Below are 17,899 nucleotides of genomic sequence, written 5' to 3'. Positions count from 1 at the left end.
CTCCTAGGTCACGTCAAGCAGTGCGCCAACGGCTCCCCCCGCACCCAGCGGCCCACCTCCTCCGCCGCGATCCTCGCCGCCTTCTCGGCCACCGCGCGGCTCGCCCCGCCGAGGTGCGGGGTCAGGACGACCCGGTCGGCCAGGGCGTGCAGCCGGGAGTCCGGGGGCAGCGGCTCGTGCTCGTAGGTGTCGAGGGCCGCCGCCGACAGCCGGCCGGCCTCCAGCGCGTCGCACAGCGCGGACTCGTCGACCAGCGGGCCGCGGGCCACGTTCACCACGACCGCCCCCTCCGGCAGCAGCGCCAGCTCGCGGGTGCCGATCAGGCCGCGGGTCTCGGCGGTGAGGCGGGCGTGCAGGGTGATCACCCGGGAGCGGGTGAGGAGCTGGTCCAGCGAGGACACGCGCAGGCCGTGGATCTCGCCGCGCACATAGGGGTCGTACACCATGACCTGCGCACCGAAGGCGCACAGCACGCGCGCGACCCGGCTGCCGACGGCGCCGTAGCCGACGAGTCCGACGGGCAGGTCCTCCAGCTCCAGGCCGCTGTGCTCGTACGTGTAGTAGGCGGCGCCGCCCTCCCAACTGCCCTGGCCGGCCAGGAGGTCGTGGGCCTGCGGGATGCGGCGCACGGCGGCCAGCAGCATGCCGACGGTGAACTCGGCGGTGGCGGCGGCGTTGCGGCCGGGCGCGAAGCACACCCGTACGTCACGGGCCTTGGCCGCGTCGAGGTTCACGTTGACCGGGCCGCCCCGGCACACGACCACCAGCCGCAGGCTGTCGGCGGCGTTCAGCACCCGCTCGGTGACCGGGCCCATCTGGGTGACGAGGACCTCCGCGCCGTCCAGCGCCTCGATCAGCTCGTCCTCGGCGTCGCTCGCCTCCACCACCTCCGCCACCGGCCCGAAGGGTTCCAGCGGCCAGCCGAGCCGCACCTCCTTCGTCTCCGCGGCGATCTCGCCCAGCTCGGCCTCGACGGCCCCGGCGATCAGCCCCGGCAGTACGAAGTGGTCACCGGCCGCCACGACACGGACGGGATCGGTCCTCTGGGTCATCGTCGACCTCCGGATCGTCGCTTCACTGTCACGATGTTGAGCCGCGGGTCCGGGGTACGCATAGACCCCGTGCGGGTGGGAGGCCCCGATGACAGAGATGACAGACGAGAACGAGACGGTGTGGCTGGGGATCGACCTCGGCACCCAGAGCGTCCGCGCGCTGGCGGTCACCGCCGGCGGAACCGTACGGGGCCGGGGCTCTGCCCCGCTCGGCGGCCGGCGCGAGGGCGGGCGGCACGAGCAGGATCCGGGGGAGTGGTGGGAGGCCGTGCGCACGGCGTCCCGTTCCGCGCTCCTCACTCTGACGGGCGTACGGATCGGCGGACTCGCGGTGTGCGGGACGTCCGGGACGGTGCTGCTGACGGACCCGCAGGGCCGGCCGACGAGCCCGGCGCTGATGTACGACGACGCACGCGCGGCGGGTGAGGCGGCGCGGCTGCGGGAGGCGGGGCTCGCGGTGCAGGACACGTGGGCGCTGCCGAAGGCGCTGTGGCTCGTCGGCGCGCACGGGAAGGGCCGGGTCACCCACCAGCCCGACACCGTCACCGCCCGGCTGGTCGGCAGGCCGCTGCCGACCGACTCCAGCCACGCCCTCAAGACGGGCTACGACCTCGAACGCGACGCCTGGCCGGACATCGCCCTGGACCTCCCCGACGTCGTCCCGCCCGGCACCCGGCTCGGTGAGGTCTGCCCGGCCGCCGCGGAGGCGACCGGCATCCCCGCCGGGACCCCCGTCATCGCGGGGATGACCGACGGCTGTGCGGCCCAGATCGCGGCGGGCGCCCTGCGGCACGGTTCCTGGAACTCGGTACTCGGCACCACCCTCGTGCTCAAGGGGGCCACCCCGGACCCGGTGCGCGACCCCACGGGCGTGGTCTACAACCACCGCGCGCCGGGCGGCACCTGGCTGCCCGGCGGGGCGTCGAGTGTGGGCGCGGGGGCGCTGCCGGCGGACGTGGACCCGGTGGCCATGGACCAACGGGCGGCCGCGTTCGAGCCATCCGGCGCGGTCGCGTACCCGCTGGTCTCGCGGGGCGAGCGGTTCCCGTTCCTGGCCCCGGACGCCACCGCCCTCCTCCTCGGCACGCCCGCCGACGACGCCGACCGCTGGGCCGGGCTCCTTCAGGGCGTCGGGTTCGCGGAGCGCCTGTGCCTGGACTACCTGCACCACCTGGGCGCCCCGCTGGACGGCCCCCTCACCTTCACCGGCGGCGCGGCCCGCAGCCCGTACTGGAACCAGCTCCGCGCCGACATCCTCGGCCGCCCGGCCCGCGTACCCGAACAGACCGAACCGGCCCTGGGAATGGCCGCGTTGGCGCTGCACGGCACCACGGGGACCCCGCTGGCGGAGGCCGCCGAGCACATGGTCCGCATCCGCACGGTCGTGGAACCGCGCCCCGGCCGCACCGCCCTCTTCGCCGACCCCTACGCCCGTCTCGTCGGCGAACTCACCGAGCGGGGCTGGCTCCCGGTGGCCGTGGCGGCCCACGCCCGCGGCCGGCTTGCCCGGGACACCGCAGCGTCATGACCGCGCCCTGCCCTCTGACGGGCCCCCCGGCCGACAGCGCCTTCGCGCGGGCGCCTGCGGAGCGTGCCCGGGCGGGTGGCGGTCCCCGGCCGGTGGCGGCCCCGCGCGGCACACATGGCCGCCCCTCGACCACGGCCACCCGACCCCGCTGCCAACCCCATGCCCTGACACCGCCCCGACCCCGACCTCGACGCCAACCCCAGACCTCTGACACCGCCCCGACCCCGACCGAGCGGACCGTTTCATGAGCACGAGCACCACCCTGCTGCTGGCCCGGCACGGACAGACGATCTGGCACGCCGAGAACCGTTACGCGGGGGTGAGCGACATCGGGCTCACCGACGAGGGCCGCGCCCAGGCGGAGGCACTCGGCCGGTGGGCCGCGGTACACCGCCCCGACGCCATCTGGACGTCCCCCCTCTCCCGGGCGATCGCCACCGCCGACCCCGCCTGCCGAGCCCTCGGCATCACCCCGCGGCGCGAACCGGACCTCAGGGAGTGCGACTTCGGGGTGGTGGAGGGCCGTACCCTCGCGGAGTTCGCCGCGGAGGTGCCCGACGCGGCCGAGGCGTTCCGGGCGGACCCGGTGACGTATCCCTTCCCCGGCGCGGAGGACCCGCTCGAAGCCGCCGCCCGTGGAGCCGGCGCCCTGCGCCGCATCGCCGCCGCCCACCCCGACGAGCGCGTCCTGGTCGTCGCCCACAACACCCTGCTGCGGCTGGTGCTGTGCACACTGCTCTCGATCCCGCCGGCGCGGTACCGCAGAGTGTTCCCCCGGTTGCGCAACGCGGCGATCACCGAACTCCGCCTCGACAACCACGGATCCGCCGCACTTCTCTCGCTCAATGTGCCGTGCGAGCCGGACAGGTCGTAGCACGATGGGCCCATGACGGAGATCGACACCTCGGTGCCGCATTCGGCCCGGATCTGGAACTACTGGCTCGGCGGCAAGGACAACTACCCCGTCGACGAGGCGGCCGGTGACGCGTACACGGCCGTCTTCCCCGGCATCGTCACGATCGCCCGGAGCAGCCGCGCCTTTCTCGGCCGCAGCATCCGGTACCTGGTCGAGGAGGCGGGCGTCCGCCAGTTCCTGGACGTCGGCACCGGGCTGCCCACGGTCGACAACACCCACGAGGTCGCCCAGCGCTTCGCCCCCGAATCGAAGATCGTCTACGTCGACAACGATCCGCTGGTCCTCGCGCACGCCCGCGCCCTGCTCACCTCCACGCCGGAGGGCGAGACGGCGTACGAGGACCTGACGCTCTACGAGCCGGAGAAGATCCTGGAGGCGGCCTCCCGGACCCTCGACCTCAGCCGCCCGACCGCCCTGATCCTCAGTGGCATCCTCGGCCATGTCACCGACTACGACCTGGCCCGCGACCTGGTCCGCCGGCTGCTGGCGGGCCTGCCCTCGGGCAGCTATCTCTGCGTCAACGACGGCTCCCGCGGCACCGATCCGGACTACGAGCAGGCCCAGGACGCCTACAACGAGACCGGCGCGGTGCCCTACCTCCTGCGTCCGATCGACAGGATCGAGGCGTTCTTCGAGGGCCTGGACCTGGTCGACCCGGGCGTGGTGTCGGTCCCGCTGTGGCGCCCGGACGGCGACGCGGCCCCGGCGCCGATCGGCCAGCACGGGGGCGTGGGACGAAAGCCCTGAGCCCCGCGGTCACCTGGGGAAGCCCCCGCGCGTCACGTCCTCGCGGGGGCTTCTTTTCTCTGTGACTACGCCGCCACGGCCGAGTAGTGCGAGGCGTCGCCCTCGATCGAGTAGCTCTCCTTGCCCTCGATGCCCACCGGCACGTCCCCGGCGACGGTCACCCGGTGCAGCCGGCGCGGCAGACCGTCGTAGTTGTCGACGGCGTAGTGCTGGGTGATGCGGTTGTCGAAGAGCACGAGCTGGTTCTCCGACCAGCGGTGCCGCAGCAGGTTCTCCGGCCGGGTCACATACGCCTGGAGCAGGTCGAGGACCTTGCGGGACTCGCCCACCGACAGGCCCACGATCCGCTGCGCGAACCCGCCGATGAACAGCCCGCGTTCACCGGTCAGCGGGTGCACCCGGACCACCGGATGGGCCGTGCGGAACTTGATCGAGGTGAACTGGGCGCGCCGGGCGGCCTGTTCCTCGTCCACCGTCTCCTCCGGTACGGCGTAGTCGTAGTCGTTGGTGTGCTCGGCCCACAGACCGTCGGCCAGCCGGCGCAGCGGCTCCGGCAGGTTCCGGTACGCGGCCGCCGAGTTGGCGATCAGCGTCTCGCCGCCGTACGGCGGGATCGTCAGGCTGCGCAGGGTGCTGGCCTGCGGCGGGTTGAGGACGAACGTGACGTCGGTGTGCCAGTTGTTGGCGGCGCGTCCCCCCTCGCTGTCGACGGGCAGGACGTTCGGGGCGCCGTCCACGGCGGGCACGGTCGGGTGGGCGGTGGTGAGCTCGCCGAAGTGCCGGGCGAAGGCCTGCTGGCCCTCGTCGTCGAGGTTCACGTCACTGAAGACCAGCGCCTTGTGGACGTTGAGGGCGTCCCGGAGGGCGGCGGCCGTCTCCTCGTCGAGGGGGCTGGAGATGTCGACGCCGGAGACGTGGGCGCCGATGCGGGCGGTGACCTTGTGGATCTCGATACCGGACATGGGAGGGTCCTTTCTGGGCGTGGACTAGGCGTGGACGGACTGGGCGTGGACGGGCTGGGCGTGGACGGGCTGGGCGTACTGGTTCGCGGGGCGCGGAAGGCCGTAGCGCTCCCGCAGGGTCTGGCGCGGGCGGCCGTCGTACTCGGTGCGGAGCAGACCGCGGGTGCGCAGGATCGGGACGACGTGGTCGACGAACGCCTCGAGGCCGGACGGCAGGACCGGGGGCATGATGTTGAAGCCGTCGGCGGCGCCCTGCGTGAACCAGGTCTCGATGGCGTCGGCGACCTGCTCGGGCGTACCCGCGAAGGTGAGATGGCCGCGCCCGCCGCCGAGCCGCCCGATCAGCTGCCGCACGGTGAGACGGTCGCGCCGGGCCAGCTCCACGACGAGCGTGTAGCGGCTCTTGGCGCCCTCCACAGCGGACTCGGGCGGCAGGTCGGAGGGGAGCAGTCGGTCCAGCTCCAGGGTTCCCGCGGGCACTTGCAGCAGCCGTTCCAGGTTGGCCACTCCGTGCCGGTGCACGATGTGGTCCTCCAGCTCCCGCTCCTTCGCGAGCGCCTCGGCCTCCGTGGCGCCGATGACGGGGACGATGCCGGGGAGCACCTTGATGTGGTCGGGGTCCCGGCCGGCCGCGGCGGTACGGGACTTGAGATCGGCGTAGAAGGCCCGGGCGTCCTCGATGGTCTGCTGGGCGGTGAACACCGCCTCCGCGTACCGGGACGCGAACGCCTTGCCGTCCTCGCTGGAGCCCGCCTGCACGAGCAGCGGGTAACCCTGGGGCGTGCGGGGAACGTTGAGCGCGCCCTCGACGCTGAAGTACGTCCCCTGGTGCCGGGGTGGGTGGATCTTCGTGTCGTCGCCCCAGACACCGGCGGCCTTGTCGCCGACGATCGCGTCGTCCTCCCAGCTGTCCCACAGCTTGAGGGCCACGTCGAGGAACTCGCCGGCCCGGGCGTACCGGTCCGCGTGCGCGGGCTCGTGCTCGAGACCGAAGTTGCGGGCGGCCTCCCTGCCCGCGGTGGTGACGATGTTCCAGCCCGCCCGGCCACCGCTGATGATGTCCAGCGAGGCGAACTTCCTGGCCAGGTTGTAGGGGGAGTTGTAGGAGGTCGAGGCGGTCGCGATCAGCCCGATGTGCTCGGTGGCCGTCGCCAGCGCGGTCAGCAGGGTGAGCGGCTCCAGCGCACCGGCGGGCCGCTGGGCGAGGTCGCTCCACAACTGCGGCCCGTCGGCCAGGAAGAGCGAGTCGAAGGTGCCGCGCTCGGCGATCCGCGCGAGGCGGACGTAGTGGTCGAGCGAGACGTGCGCGAACGGGTCGCTCTCGGGGAGGCGCCAGGAGGCCTCGTGGTGGCCGGTGTTCATCAGGAACGCGTTGAGGTGGAGCTGTCCGGTGGTCATGCGTGGTCCTCCGTCACACCGAGGGCGGCCAGCAGCCGCTCCCGGTACTCGCCCAGCAGGGGGTCCCGGTACGAACGCGGGTGCGGGCGGTCGATGGTCAGGTCGAGTCCGATGCGGCCCTCTTCGAGAACGAGCACCCGGTCCGCGAGCACGATCGCCTCGTCCACGTCGTGGGTGACGAGGAGGACGGACGGCTGGTGGCGCTTCCACAGCTCCCGCAGCAACGCGTGCATCTTGATCCGCGTCAACGCGTCCAGGGCTCCGAACGGCTCGTCGGCCAGCAGGAGTTCGGGTTCGCGGACCAGTGAGCGGGCGAGGGCGGCGCGCTGCGCCTCGCCGCCGGAGAGCTCGTTGGGCCAGGCGCGTTCGCGGCCCTCGAGACCCACCTCGGCGAGCGCCTCCCGGCCCCTGTCCTCGCCGTCCGTGCCCAGCAGGACGTTGTCCAGCACCCGCCGCCAGGGCAGCAGCCGTGAGTCCTGGAAGACCACGGACACCCTCTCGGGACCCGTGAGCCGGCCGCTTCCCACGACCTCGTGGTCCAGCCCCGCCACCGCCCGCAGCAGCGTGCTCTTGCCGGAGCCGCTGTGCCCGAGCAGGGCGACGAACTGTCCGGCCGGGATGTCCAGATCGATGCCGTCCAGGACCGTACGCCCGTCGAACGACCGGGTCAGGCCCCGGAGTTGGACGGCGACCCGGGTCAGCTGCTCAGTGTGCGTCGCCATGACAGCACCCTTCGTTCGACAAGACGGACCGCGCTGTCGGAGACCAGGCCGAAGACGCCGTAGACGACGAGACCGACGAGGATCACATCGCTCTGGCCGTAGTTCTGGGCCTGGAACATCATGTAGCCGAGTCCGCTGGTGGCGTTGATCTGCTCCAGGACGACCAGGCCCAGCCAGGAGCCGGTGACGCCGAGCCGCAGGCCCACGAAGAATCCGGGCAGCGCGCCGGGGACGACGATCTGCCGTACGAAGGCGAACCTCGACAGCCCCTGCACCTCGGCCAGTTCGACGAAGCGGTGGTCGATGCCGGACAGCGCGGCATGGGTGTTCAGATAGATCGGGATGTAGACGACGATCGCGATGATCGCGACCTTGAAGGTCTCGCCGATGCCGAGCCAGAGGATGAACAGCGGGATCAGACCGAGGGTCGGGATCGCCCGGTTGAGGTTGACCGTGCCGTCGATCAGTGCCTCGCCGGTCCGGCTGAGCCCGGAGGCCAGGGCCAGCGCGACGCCGGCGACGAGCCCGATCGCGAAGCCGGTCGCGGCCCGCTGGAGCGAGGTCAGGATGTCGGTGGGCAGGGTCCCGTCGGTCCACAGATGGGCGCCCGTTCTCACCACCGTCCAGGGTGCCGGGATCGCGGCCGGGTCGAGCTGTCCGGCGGCGGAGGCGGCGGCCCACAGCGCGAGGACGAGGACCGGTCCGGCGAGCCGGGCGGCGGGCAGCCGCCTGCCGGGGGAGAGCCGGCGGCGCCTGCGGACCTGGGGCGTGTCCTTCGCCGGGACGACCGTGACGGCGGCTTCGGTCGTGGTCACGGCGCTCACCTCCGGTACTCCGCGGCCACGGCCTTCGCGGCGATGCCCTCGAAGCGGTGGTCGAAGAGCGAGCCCACGTCGAACTTCTTCACGAAGCCGCCCTCCGCCAGCAGATCCGCGGTCTCCTGCTCCCACTTGATCGCCTCGTCCCAACTCGGCGGGAACAGCGGCTTGTTGGCGAGCGCGGTGACGGCCTTGGCCTGGGCGAGGGTCAGGTTCTGCGTCTTGACGTAGAACTGCTCGTTCCAGATGTCGGGGTTCTCGTACGCCCACACCTGGCCCTTGGCCCAGTACGGGATGTAGGCGGCGACGGCGGCGGCCTTCGCGGAGTCGGCCAGTACGGAGGCCGGCGCCCACAGCAGGGTGAGCAGGTCGACCACGTCGGTGGTGACGGCGTGGGCGCCCTTGGCCTCGTACTGCGACAGATAGGAGGGCGCCTGGCTGTTGGCGAGCGGCGCGATGTCCACCTGGCCCGACTGCAGGGCGGTGAAGAACTGGTTGCTGGTCAGCGGGACGAGCTTGACGTCGTCGTACGCGATGCCGGCCTTCTTCAACGCCCGCAGGAGGACGACGCCTTGGGCCTGGCCCTGGGAGAAAGCGAGCCGCTTCCCCTTGAAGTCCTGGACCGTGCGGATGTCGCTGCCGGGCTTGGTGGCGAAGACATAGCTCGGTTTCCGGGTGATGTCGATGGCGACGATCTTCGCGTCGAATCCCTGGTAGTGCGCCTGGATAGGCGGAATTCCCGCGTTGGTGGCGACATCCAGGGAACCCGCACGGAAGGCGTTGATGACATCGGGCCCGGCGGCGATATTGGCCCAGCTCGACACCTTGAACGGAAGCGCCCCCAACTTGCCCAGTTTCAATTGGAGTTGCTGGGTTCCGAGATACGAGGCGATCTTCAGGCTGGTGCCCGCCGGGACCTTGGCGGCGAGCGGGGCGGACAGGGCTTCCTTGCTGTCTGCGGCGGCACTGTTTCCGGCGCAGCCGCTGAGCCCGGCGACGCCGGCCGCGGCACCGAGGATCGAGGAGAGGAACAGACGCCGGTCGATGCCGGACGTACGGGAAACAGGCATGGGAGAGCTCCCGGAATCAGCGCCGGAACAGCGCAGGGGAAAGCACGAAGAAGGAAAGTCGACGCAGAGGGAACGAGCGCAGGGGAAATGAGCGCGTCACGCGGGGCAGCGTGTCAGCAACAAAGGGTGCGACAGTACAGGTGCGGGCTCATGAACAGGATGTTCGCGGTCATGCGGAGGCCCTGTCAACATTCGGAGTTTCTGAATTAATTCCGCTCAGGTGGGAGAGGGTGAGCGGATCCCGGTAGAGCACGTCGAGGGCCACCGCACCGCCCGCCACGGCGAGTACGGAATCCGGGAAACCCGTCGGCAGCACGGAAGACGCGCGTTCGCTGCCGACCCCCTCGCGCAGGGCGGCGAGGCAGTCCTGCCGGTGGATGACACCGATCTCGGTCACCACGACCGTCTCCGGGTTCAGCACGTCAAGGAGCAGCCGTACCGCCCGTCCGACGGCACCCGCACGCTCCACCAGCAGTCGTACCGCCTCCGGATCGCCCGCGGCCGCCGCCGCGACCACATGCATCGGGTTGTCGCCCTCGACGACCCCCGCCCGCCGGGCCCGCCGGCACAGCGTCCGCTCGCTCAACTCGGCCTGGAGGCAGCCGGTCCGGCCGCACTCGCAGGGCTCGGTGCCGCCCGGCACCGGCAGATGGGCGATGGTGCCCGCCTGGGAGCGCGGCCCGTGGTGCACCTCGTCGTTGGTGGCGAACGCCGCGTCCACCACGTTGCCGACGAACAGATGCAGCACGCTCCGGCTGCCGCGCGCCCGCCCGAACAGCCGCTCCGCGTTGACCAACGCCCGCGCATGCCCGTCCACATGGACCGGCAGCCCGGTGCGGGCGCCCAGCACCTCCCGTACCGGTACCTCGTGCCAGCCCAGCAGGGGGTGCTCGACGACGGTCCCGGAGTCCCGGTCCACCCAGCCGCCGACGGCCACGCCGACGCCGAGCGGCCGGCAGCCGGGGGCGGAGTCCAGCAGGGCCCGGAGTGCTTCGGCGGCCCGCGCCAAGACCAGCTCCGGAGCGGTGTGCTCGTGCTTCAGCTCGCGGCGCGCCAGCACCCGGCCACGCAGATCGAGCAGCGCGACCGTGGTGTACGGCACGGCCACGTGCACGCCGCCGACCACGAACCGTGAGTCGTCCAGGTCGACGGGGACGTGGGGCCGCCCCACGCCGTTCGACCGCCGGGGTACGGCCGACTCGCGGATCAGGCCGAGTTCGCTGAAGCGGGCGCAGTAGTCGGTGACGGAGGCCGGGGACAGCCCGGTCAGCCGGGAGATGGTGCTGCGGGCCACCGGACCGTGCTCCAGCACGGAGCGCAGGACCACGCTGGCGCTGGTCCGGCGCCGGGACAGGGGAGTCGGGGTGACAGGGGGTGCCTCGGTACGGGGCATGGAAGACCGTCCTCGGGAACGGGGGCCGACACGTCTCGGAGGATGAGGCGCGCCGGAGCCCGCCTCACACCGGACGGCGACAGACAGCCGTGCCCACACGTCGCAGATCGACGTGGCGACGCGAGGAGAAGTACCGGGACTGGGCGACCATGAGTGCAGGGTAGGTCAGAAACGGTGAATCCGACCAGACCACTAGGATTCGTTTGGAGATTCCCCACAGTGGCGTGGACAGCGTCCCTGTAGCCCCGGCCACCTCACCTCAGTGACAGGCGTCACGCCGAACCCGGTGTAACCGACACTCTTTGTCCGGAGCCCACCAAGCCCCCGTTCCCGGCTTTGTCGACCGTTGACGGTGATCGGCCGGAGGACGCCGGGATAGCGTCACCGTGTCCCCTGTCGTTCACACCCGCGGAGTCCCCATGAGCACCGCCGTCGCCCCCCTTCGCACCGGCCAGGTCCTCGCCGACCTGATCCCCGCCTCCCGCGTCCGGGACGTCGCGCTCGTGGTGGGCGGCGCCGCGCTCACCGGCCTCGCCGCGCAGCTCTCCGTCCCCGTGCCGGGTTCCCCGGTGCCGGTGACCGGCCAGACCTTCGCCGCGCTGCTCGTCGGCACCACCCTCGGCGCCCGCCGCGGTGTCGCCTCCCTCGCCCTGTACGCGCTGGCGGGCCTCGCCGGTCTCCCGTGGTTCGCCCAGGGCACCTCCGGGATCTCCGTCTCCTTCGGCTACATCCTCGGCATGATCCTCGCCTCCGCCGCCGTCGGCGCGCTGGCCCGCCGCGGTGCCGACCGGAACGTGTGGCGGACGGCCGGCGCCATGCTGGTCGGCGAGGCGATCATCTACGCGATCGGCGTCCCGTACCTCGCCTACGCCGCCGACATGTCACTGTCCGCCGCCATCGCGGCCGGCCTCACACCGTTCCTGCTCGGCGACGCCCTGAAGGCGGCCCTGGCGATGGGCGTGCTCCCCACCGCCTGGAAGCTCGTCAAGCGCTGACACGCCTCCCGAAGAGGCTCGCCGGGTCGTACCGCGACTCCAAATCGGCGAGCCTCTTTTGCGTTTCGGCGTCGTACAGGCCCTCGGTCCGGTTCCCGGCCCCGAAGACGAAGTTGACGGAACGGCCGAGGGCGGTGGCCTCGAGCAGCCGGAAGGCCGGGTCCAGCAGCTCGCGCGCCCGATGACGCCCGCCGCCGGTCAACAGCCGTAGCAGAAAACGCCCTTCGCGGTACGGCACCGAGTTCGGCGCCGACCGCGGGCCCGGTCCGTTGTAGCAGCTCACCGGCCCGCTCCACATCCAGCCGCGCGTCGGCCGTGTGACGCACGGCGGTGACCACGTCGTCCGCGGAGCGGACGGGGAACACGAGGTCGGGGCGCAGGGCGAACCCGGTCTGGAAGCTGCTGACTTCGTCGTCGGTCGAGGTGTTCATGCCGGACATGCTGGAGGCATAACCTGACACCTTCCGTCAGGTTATGCCTCCATCGGTGTGGCGCTCCGGGTCAGCAGGTGGGGCGCTGCGGCCGCCGCTGCGACCACCACAGCCCGGCCACGCCCGCCGCCATCAGCGAGGCGCCCGCGGCCCCGAGCGGCAGCAGGTCCCGCCCGACACCGGTCTTGGGCAGCTCGCCCGCCGCGTCGCCGCCGGGTGCCACCGGCTTGTTGTCGGTGCCCAGCAGCAGCGGGGTGGCCGGGGCGTTCGGCGACGGGTTCGTCGTACCGAAGGGAACCGGACCCTGCTGCCAGAACGTCTTCTTTCCGTCGCCGGTCTGCACCGGCAGACAGATCTTTCCGGTCTTCTTGAGATCGAATGTCGCGTCGACCGCATACGACTTCGACTTACCGGCCGCGAGATTGTCGACGGGGCAGACAAAACCGCTGTTCGAGCCCTCCGGCAGATCCTTTTCTTCCATCGGAGAGCAGCCTTGAACGTTTTTGACCGTCATGCCGTCGAATCCGACGACCAAAAGCCTGATCTTTCCGCTGTCCTTGCTCCCGTCGTTCTTCACGGTGGCCGTGAGGTCGGTCTTCTGCGAGCTGTTGTCGACGGAGATCGTCCCAGGCAGTGTCGTCGTCAGCTCCACGCCCGCCGGCGCCTCGTCAACGGCCTTTCCCCCCTTACTGCTTGCGGGTCCCTCGTCCGCGCTCGCGGTGACGGAAAAGATCATCACCGCCGAGAAAGCTGCCGTGACCAGCGATCCGGCAATGGTCGTCATACGACGAGAACTCATGTTCGTCCCCCTTGGCTGCGCCTGAATTCGCAGTACTTGAAGAGGTACCACAAGATTTCTCCGCACTATGCTGGTACGGCGCGAAGTGTGACCATTGTGTTCCAGTCGGGGCATCGTTGAGGGGGTGCAGCGGATTGCCGGGGAATACGGGAGACACGGGAAATGCGAGGCGTGGCGGAGTTCCAGGGCTCCTGGTGACTGGACGCTATCGCCTGGTCGAGAGCATCGGTCAGGGGGGAATGGGGCGGGTGTGGCGGGCCGCCGACGAAATGCTCGACCGGCAGGTCGCGGTCAAGGAGATGCGGATCGACGGCCTCGACGCGGAGGACACCCGCACCCGCCGTGAACGGACCCTGCGCGAGGCCAGGGCCACGGCCCGGATCGACCACCCGAACGTCGTACGGGTCTACGACGTCGTGGACGAGGGCGAACGCCTGTGGATCGTCATGGAGTTGGTGGCCGGACGCTCCCTCGAACGGATGCTGGCGGAGGACGGTCCGCTGGCTCCGCGCGCCACGGCACTCCTGGGCCTCGGATTGGTGCAGGCCCTCCGCCAGGTCCACGCCCGGGGCGTCCTGCACCGGGACATCAAACCCGGGAACGTCCTGGTGGAGTCCGCCGACCGCGCCGGGCACCGGATCGTGCTGACGGACTTCGGCATCGCCGCGATGCAGGACGCCAAGGCGCTCACCATGGTCGGCATGCTCGTTGGCTCCCCCGACTACATGGCCCCCGAGCGGGTCTCCGGCCGCCCCCAGGGGCCGCCGTCGGACATCTGGTCCCTGGGAGCGACGCTGTGCGCGGCCCTGGGCGGCCGCTCCCCGTTCTCCCGCGACACCACCCTGGCCACGCTGCACGCGGTCCTCTACGAGGAGCCGGAACTCCCCGCCGCGGCAGGACCGTTGACCGACATCCTGGCGGCCCTGCTGGAGAAGGACCCCTCGATACGCCCGACCCTGGACGACGTGGAGTCGGCCCTGCACACGGTCGCGTTCCCCGCGCCCACGCCGACTCTGAGGATGGGGTCAGGAGACGACGCCGGGACGCCGGAACCGGCTGATCGGCGCGGACGCGAGGCCGGGGCCGCGCGGGGGCCGGCGGCCGGAGAAGAGGGGGACCCGGACCCCCGGCCGGGAGGCCCGGAACGGGTGGACTCCGCGCGGGCGCCGGACGTGGGTGGGGTGGACCCTGCGCGGGCGGCGGGGCCCGGGATGCGGGATGACGGGCCCGGGCGCGGGCCAGTGGCCGGGGGAGAGGGGGACCGTGAGCGTCGGCCGGGAGGCCCGGGGCAGGTGGACCCTGCGCGGGTGCTAGGTGAGGGCCGAGGGGATTCCGCGCGGGCGTCGGATGGAGGAGGGGCGGACCCTGTGCGGGCGGCGGGGGCCGGGCGGGATGACGGGGTCGGGGTCGGGCGCGGGCCAGTGGCCAGAGAAGAGGAGGAGCCGGAGCGTCGGCCGGGAGGCCCGGGGTGGGTGGACTCTGCACCGGCGCCGGGTGCAGGTGGGGTGGACTCTGCGAGGGCGCCAGGTTTGGGCCGAGGGGAGCCTGCGCCGGCGTCGGATGGAGGACGGGCGGACCCTTCTGTGCAGGCGGCGAGGCCCGGCCACGATGACGGGGCGCAGACGTCGGAGACGGCGCCGGTGGCGGAGCGAGTTCGGGCTGTGCGGGATCCGCGGGTGCCGCAGCCGCAGACGGGGCCCGAGGCGGCCGTACGTGAGCCTGCTGTTGCGGAACCGTCAGATGCCGTGCCTGTCGGGCATGCCCTCTCGGGCGCGGCTGATGACGCGGGTTCGGGCTCGCCGCCGGTCGGGGCTGAGCCCGTTACGGAGGTTGCCGGGTCGGCCGTAGGCGAATCGGTACGGGAGCCGGCCGTTGTGGAGCCGTCGGATGCCGTGCCGCCAGGGTTTGTCCCGTCGGGTGGGGGCGGTCACGAGGGCTCGGGCCCGCTGCCGGAGGGGGCTCAGTCCGTTGCCGATGTTGCCGGGGCGGCCGTACTGCCGCCAGGGTTTGCCCTCTCGGGTGGGGCCGGTGACGAGGGCTCGGGCCCGCCGTCGGAGGGGGCTCAGTCCGTCGCCGACGTTGCCGGGGCGGCCGTACTGCCACCAGGGCTTGCCCTCTCGGGCGCGTCGGCGGACGGTTTCCCGGCGGTTGCCGAGGTCGTGGCCGCGGAGCCCGAACCCCCCACCCCTGCCGAGCCGTTCTCGACCGACCGCGTCGCCAGTGCCTCCAGCGAGGCCGCCTCCGAGGAGCGTTCGGAGGTCCGGTCGGAGACGCCGTCCGGGAGCGCGGTGGGAGCGGCACTGCGGGCGGGTGCCCCCACGGCCAGTACGCCCCTTGCCAGCGCCCCCACGCAGGACTCCCTGTCGGCGGGCGCCCCCACGGAGCACTTCCCGATGCCGGACGCACCGACACGGGACACCCCCACGCGCGCGGCCTCCGCCCCGACCCGTGTCGGCCCCGGCATCTCCCTGATCCGAGGCAAGCAGGCCGTACCCGACCAACACCCCAGCCCCGACTCCGGTCCCCGTCCTACGTCCGGGTCGGGAGCCCCGGGCGCCACGGCAGGCACCGGCAGCCCTGGCCCGGCCGGTCGTGGTCCCGGCGTCGGCACCGACGGCCCCGCTGCCAACCCCCGTACCGACCCCGGCGGCGCCGACCGTCCCGACCCCACCTCCACCGACCCTGGCTCCGGCGCCGATCCTCAGCTCCACTCCGGTCAGGATCCCGACCCCGCCCCAGCCCTGATCCTCGGCCCCCACCCCCTCCGCATACCCCCGGGCGAACCCCCCGGCCCCGCCCACCCCACCACCCGCCACCGCGGCCGCCGCCGAACCGCCCTGGTCGCCGCCGGATCCATGGTCGCCGCGGGTGCCGCCGTGGTCGCGATCATCCTCGCCACCAGCTCAGGCTCGCCCGGTGACGACAAGGCGGGCGGCTCCCCGTCCGCCTCGGGCTCCGCTTCCGTCTCCGCCCCGGAATCCGGCGCCTCCACCCCCGCCGGCACCCCGTCCTCCACCGTCGAGGGCACCTCACGCCCCCGTTCGCTCCCGCCCGGCGCACACGAGGAGGCCGGTGGGTTCGCGTGGGCGACCCCCACCGGCTGGCGGCGGGACGTGAAGACCGGGGCGGAGGTCCACTACACCTCGCCGGACGGAAAGCAGGAGCTCGCGGCCAAGTCCTCCCTCGCCCGAGGCGACTTGATGGAGACCTGGAGGACCTCCGAGCAGAACGCCCACCAGGGCCAGGACTACGCCAAGATCCGCCTGGAGGAGACGACCTTCCGCGATCACCCCGCGGTCGTGTGGGAGTACACCTTCACCCTCGGCGGCACCCCCTGGCACGCCCAGCTGCTCGGCTTCAACGTGGGCGACAAGTCGTACCAGATCAACACCTGGTACCGGCCGGACACCGAGACGCAGGCCCTCAAGACGTACGAGAAGGTGAAAGACAGCTTCACGGTCCTGTGAACGCACGACGCACACGCACACGCACACGCACACGCACACGCACAAAGCGCAACGCACATGCGAAGGGCCCCGCGGCACAACGCCACGGGGCCCCGCTCACTCGCCTGTTCAGCTGACGGAAACCTTGTCCGTCACCTCACCGGCCGACGCGGCACCCACCCGCCCGCGCCCGACCTTCTCCTTCACCACGGCGATGACCAGCACCACCGCCGCGACGAGCAGTGACAGCAGCACGGTCTCCCGCCCGTCGTGCTCCGTGTCGGTCAGCATGTACCCGAGGACGAACACGATCAACGCGGCCGTCGCCCAGGTCAGATACGGGTACAGCCACATCTTCACGACCAGCTTCTCCGGCGCCTCGGCCTGGATGATCTTCCGCATCCGCAGCTGCGAGAAGCAGATGACCAGCCACACGAACAGGGCCACCGCACCCGAGGAGTTGACGAGGAAGAGGAAGATCTTGTCGGGGGAGAGGTAGTTGAAGAAGACGGCGACGAACCCGAAGACGACGGACGCGAGGATCGCCGCCATCGGTACGCCCCTGCCGTTGACCTTCGCGAATGCCTTCGGCGCGTCGCCCCGCTCGCCGAGCGAGAAGGCCATCCGGGAGGCCGTGTAGAGGCCGGAGTTGAGACACGACAGCACCGAGGTCAGCACGATGAAGTTCATGATCTGACCGGCGTGCGCGATCCCGAGGGAGTCCAGCGCGGCGACGTAGGAGCCGTTGTCCTGGATGGACTTGGAGTCCCACGGGATCAGCGTGACGACGACGAAGATGGATCCCAGGTAGAAGACCGCGATCCGCCAGATGATGCTGTTGGTCGACTTGGTCACGGCCCGCTGCGGGTCCTCCGACTCACCGGCGGCGAGCGTCGCGATCTCGCTGCCCATGAAGGAGAAGACGACGAGCAGGACACCGGTGAGGATGGCGCCGGGCCCGTTGGGCAGGAAGCCGCTGTGGTCCGTCAGGTTGGAGAGCCCCGCCTGGTCGGCGTCGACGCCGGGCAGGACACCGAACACGGCGAGCAGACCGATGACGATGAACGCCCCGATCGCCACGACCTTGATTCCGGCGAACCAGAACTCGAACTCGCCGTAGGACCCGACGGAGACGAGGTTGGTGGCGGTCAGCACCACCATCACGATCAGCGCCCACCCCCACTGCGGTACGGCGGGTATCCACCCTTCGAGGATCTTGGCGCCGGCGGTCGCCTCGACCGCGAGCACGACGACCCAGAAGAACCAGTACAGCCAGCCGATGGAGAAACCGGCCCAGCGCCCGAGCGCCCGGTCGGCGTGTGCCGAGAAGGAACCGGAGGTCGGATTCGCGGCGGACATCTCACCGAGCATCCGCATCACGAGCACGACCAGCGTGCCGACGAGCGCGTACGACAGCAGGATGCCGGGTCCTGCGGTGGCGATACCGGAGCTGGAGCCCACGAAAAGGCCCGCTCCGATGACACCGCCGATGGCGATCATCGAGAGGTGACGGTTCTTGAGTCCGGCCTGGAGACCAGTCATACGGGGAATTCCTTCGTGCCGGGTGTGGGGGTTCCCGTACGAGCGGTGTACGGGTCGGTCCAGTGAATCGGAGGCGAAGA

Annotated in this window: 14 protein-coding genes and 1 pseudogene; 5 read left to right on the top strand and 10 right to left on the bottom strand. The window is 71.7% G+C overall.

What is annotated here, in order from left to right; all coding sequences use genetic code 11:
* Positions 1-8: 8 nt before the first annotated feature.
* Positions 9-1,052, bottom strand: coding sequence for a 2-hydroxyacid dehydrogenase (locus ACIBJB_RS04575; protein ID WP_398926389.1), 1,044 nt, complete (start codon positions 1,050-1,052; stop codon positions 9-11).
* 97 nt (positions 1,053-1,149) lie between these two features.
* On the opposite strand from ACIBJB_RS04575, the gene ACIBJB_RS04570 reads away from it, so the two are divergent.
* From ACIBJB_RS04570 to ACIBJB_RS04560, 3 genes are all read left to right on the top strand, one after another.
* Positions 1,150-2,580, top strand: a complete 1,431-nt coding sequence (locus ACIBJB_RS04570) for an FGGY-family carbohydrate kinase (protein ID WP_398926846.1) — start codon at positions 1,150-1,152, stop codon at positions 2,578-2,580.
* A 244-nt stretch (positions 2,581-2,824) separates the two neighbouring features.
* Positions 2,825-3,454, top strand: coding sequence for a histidine phosphatase family protein (locus tag ACIBJB_RS04565; RefSeq protein WP_398926387.1), 630 nt, complete (start codon positions 2,825-2,827; stop codon positions 3,452-3,454).
* Between the two features lie 12 nt (positions 3,455-3,466).
* Entirely contained in the window at positions 3,467-4,243 is a 777-nt protein-coding gene (locus tag ACIBJB_RS04560; RefSeq protein ID WP_398926385.1) for an SAM-dependent methyltransferase, read from the top strand.
* 65 nt (positions 4,244-4,308) lie between these two features.
* Here the strand turns inward: ACIBJB_RS04560 and ACIBJB_RS04555 are convergent, their stop codons facing one another.
* The 6 genes from ACIBJB_RS04555 to ACIBJB_RS04530 form a co-directional block, all read right to left on the bottom strand.
* Positions 4,309-5,205, bottom strand: a complete 897-nt coding sequence (locus tag ACIBJB_RS04555) for a TauD/TfdA dioxygenase family protein (protein WP_398926383.1) — start codon at positions 5,203-5,205, stop codon at positions 4,309-4,311.
* 24 nt (positions 5,206-5,229) lie between these two features.
* The gene (locus ACIBJB_RS04550) at positions 5,230-6,603 is read right to left on the bottom strand and encodes an LLM class flavin-dependent oxidoreductase (RefSeq protein WP_398926381.1); all 1,374 of its coding nucleotides are present in this window, start codon (positions 6,601-6,603) and stop codon (positions 5,230-5,232) included.
* Positions 6,600-7,325 carry an ABC transporter ATP-binding protein gene (locus tag ACIBJB_RS04545; protein ID WP_398926379.1) on the bottom strand — a complete coding sequence of 242 codons (726 nt, stop codon included), beginning with the start codon at positions 7,323-7,325 and terminating at the stop codon, positions 6,600-6,602. Before ACIBJB_RS04545 ends, ACIBJB_RS04550 begins: the two co-directional genes overlap by 4 nt.
* Positions 7,301-8,149 (bottom strand): ABC transporter permease, encoded by an 849-nt coding sequence (locus ACIBJB_RS04540; RefSeq protein WP_398926377.1) that lies wholly within the window; start codon positions 8,147-8,149, stop codon positions 7,301-7,303. Before ACIBJB_RS04540 ends, ACIBJB_RS04545 begins: the two co-directional genes overlap by 25 nt.
* Positions 8,146-9,213, bottom strand: coding sequence for an ABC transporter substrate-binding protein (locus ACIBJB_RS04535; protein WP_398926375.1), 1,068 nt, complete (start codon positions 9,211-9,213; stop codon positions 8,146-8,148). The genes ACIBJB_RS04540 and ACIBJB_RS04535 overlap by 4 nt, the downstream gene beginning before the upstream one ends.
* Before the next feature lie 169 nt (positions 9,214-9,382).
* The gene (locus ACIBJB_RS04530; protein ID WP_398926373.1) at positions 9,383-10,606 is read right to left on the bottom strand and encodes an ROK family protein; all 1,224 of its coding nucleotides are present in this window, start codon (positions 10,604-10,606) and stop codon (positions 9,383-9,385) included.
* Between the two features lie 419 nt (positions 10,607-11,025).
* Here ACIBJB_RS04530 and ACIBJB_RS04525 point away from each other — a divergent pair, with 419 nt between their 5' ends.
* Positions 11,026-11,601 (top strand): biotin transporter BioY, encoded by a 576-nt coding sequence (locus tag ACIBJB_RS04525; protein WP_398926371.1) that lies wholly within the window; start codon positions 11,026-11,028, stop codon positions 11,599-11,601.
* Here ACIBJB_RS04525 and ACIBJB_RS04520 read toward each other — a convergent pair.
* Both ACIBJB_RS04520 and ACIBJB_RS04515 read right to left on the bottom strand, forming a co-directional pair.
* Complete coding sequence (locus ACIBJB_RS04520) at positions 11,591-11,884, bottom strand: hypothetical protein (RefSeq protein ID WP_398926369.1); 294 nt, start codon at positions 11,882-11,884, stop codon at positions 11,591-11,593. The genes ACIBJB_RS04525 and ACIBJB_RS04520 overlap by 11 nt on opposite strands.
* 218 nt (positions 11,885-12,102) lie before the next feature.
* Positions 12,103-12,831, bottom strand: coding sequence for an LPXTG cell wall anchor domain-containing protein (locus ACIBJB_RS04515; protein ID WP_398926844.1), 729 nt, complete (start codon positions 12,829-12,831; stop codon positions 12,103-12,105).
* 239 nt (positions 12,832-13,070) lie between these two features.
* Here ACIBJB_RS04515 and ACIBJB_RS04510 point away from each other — a divergent pair.
* Positions 13,071-13,829 (top strand): annotated as a pseudogene (locus ACIBJB_RS04510) (serine/threonine-protein kinase); the annotation flags it as partial.
* A 2,577-nt stretch (positions 13,830-16,406) separates the two neighbouring features.
* Here the strand turns inward: ACIBJB_RS04510 and ACIBJB_RS04505 are convergent.
* Complete coding sequence (locus ACIBJB_RS04505) at positions 16,407-17,819, bottom strand: amino acid permease (RefSeq protein WP_398926367.1); 1,413 nt, start codon at positions 17,817-17,819, stop codon at positions 16,407-16,409.
* Between the last annotated feature and the right edge of the window lie 80 nt (positions 17,820-17,899).

The sequence above is a fragment of the Streptomyces sp. NPDC050759 genome, assembly GCF_044456945.1.
Lineage (GTDB): Bacteria > Actinomycetota > Actinomycetes > Streptomycetales > Streptomycetaceae > Streptomyces.
Note: the sequence above shows the minus strand (reverse complement) of the source record. Positions and strands in the feature narration are given on the sequence as shown.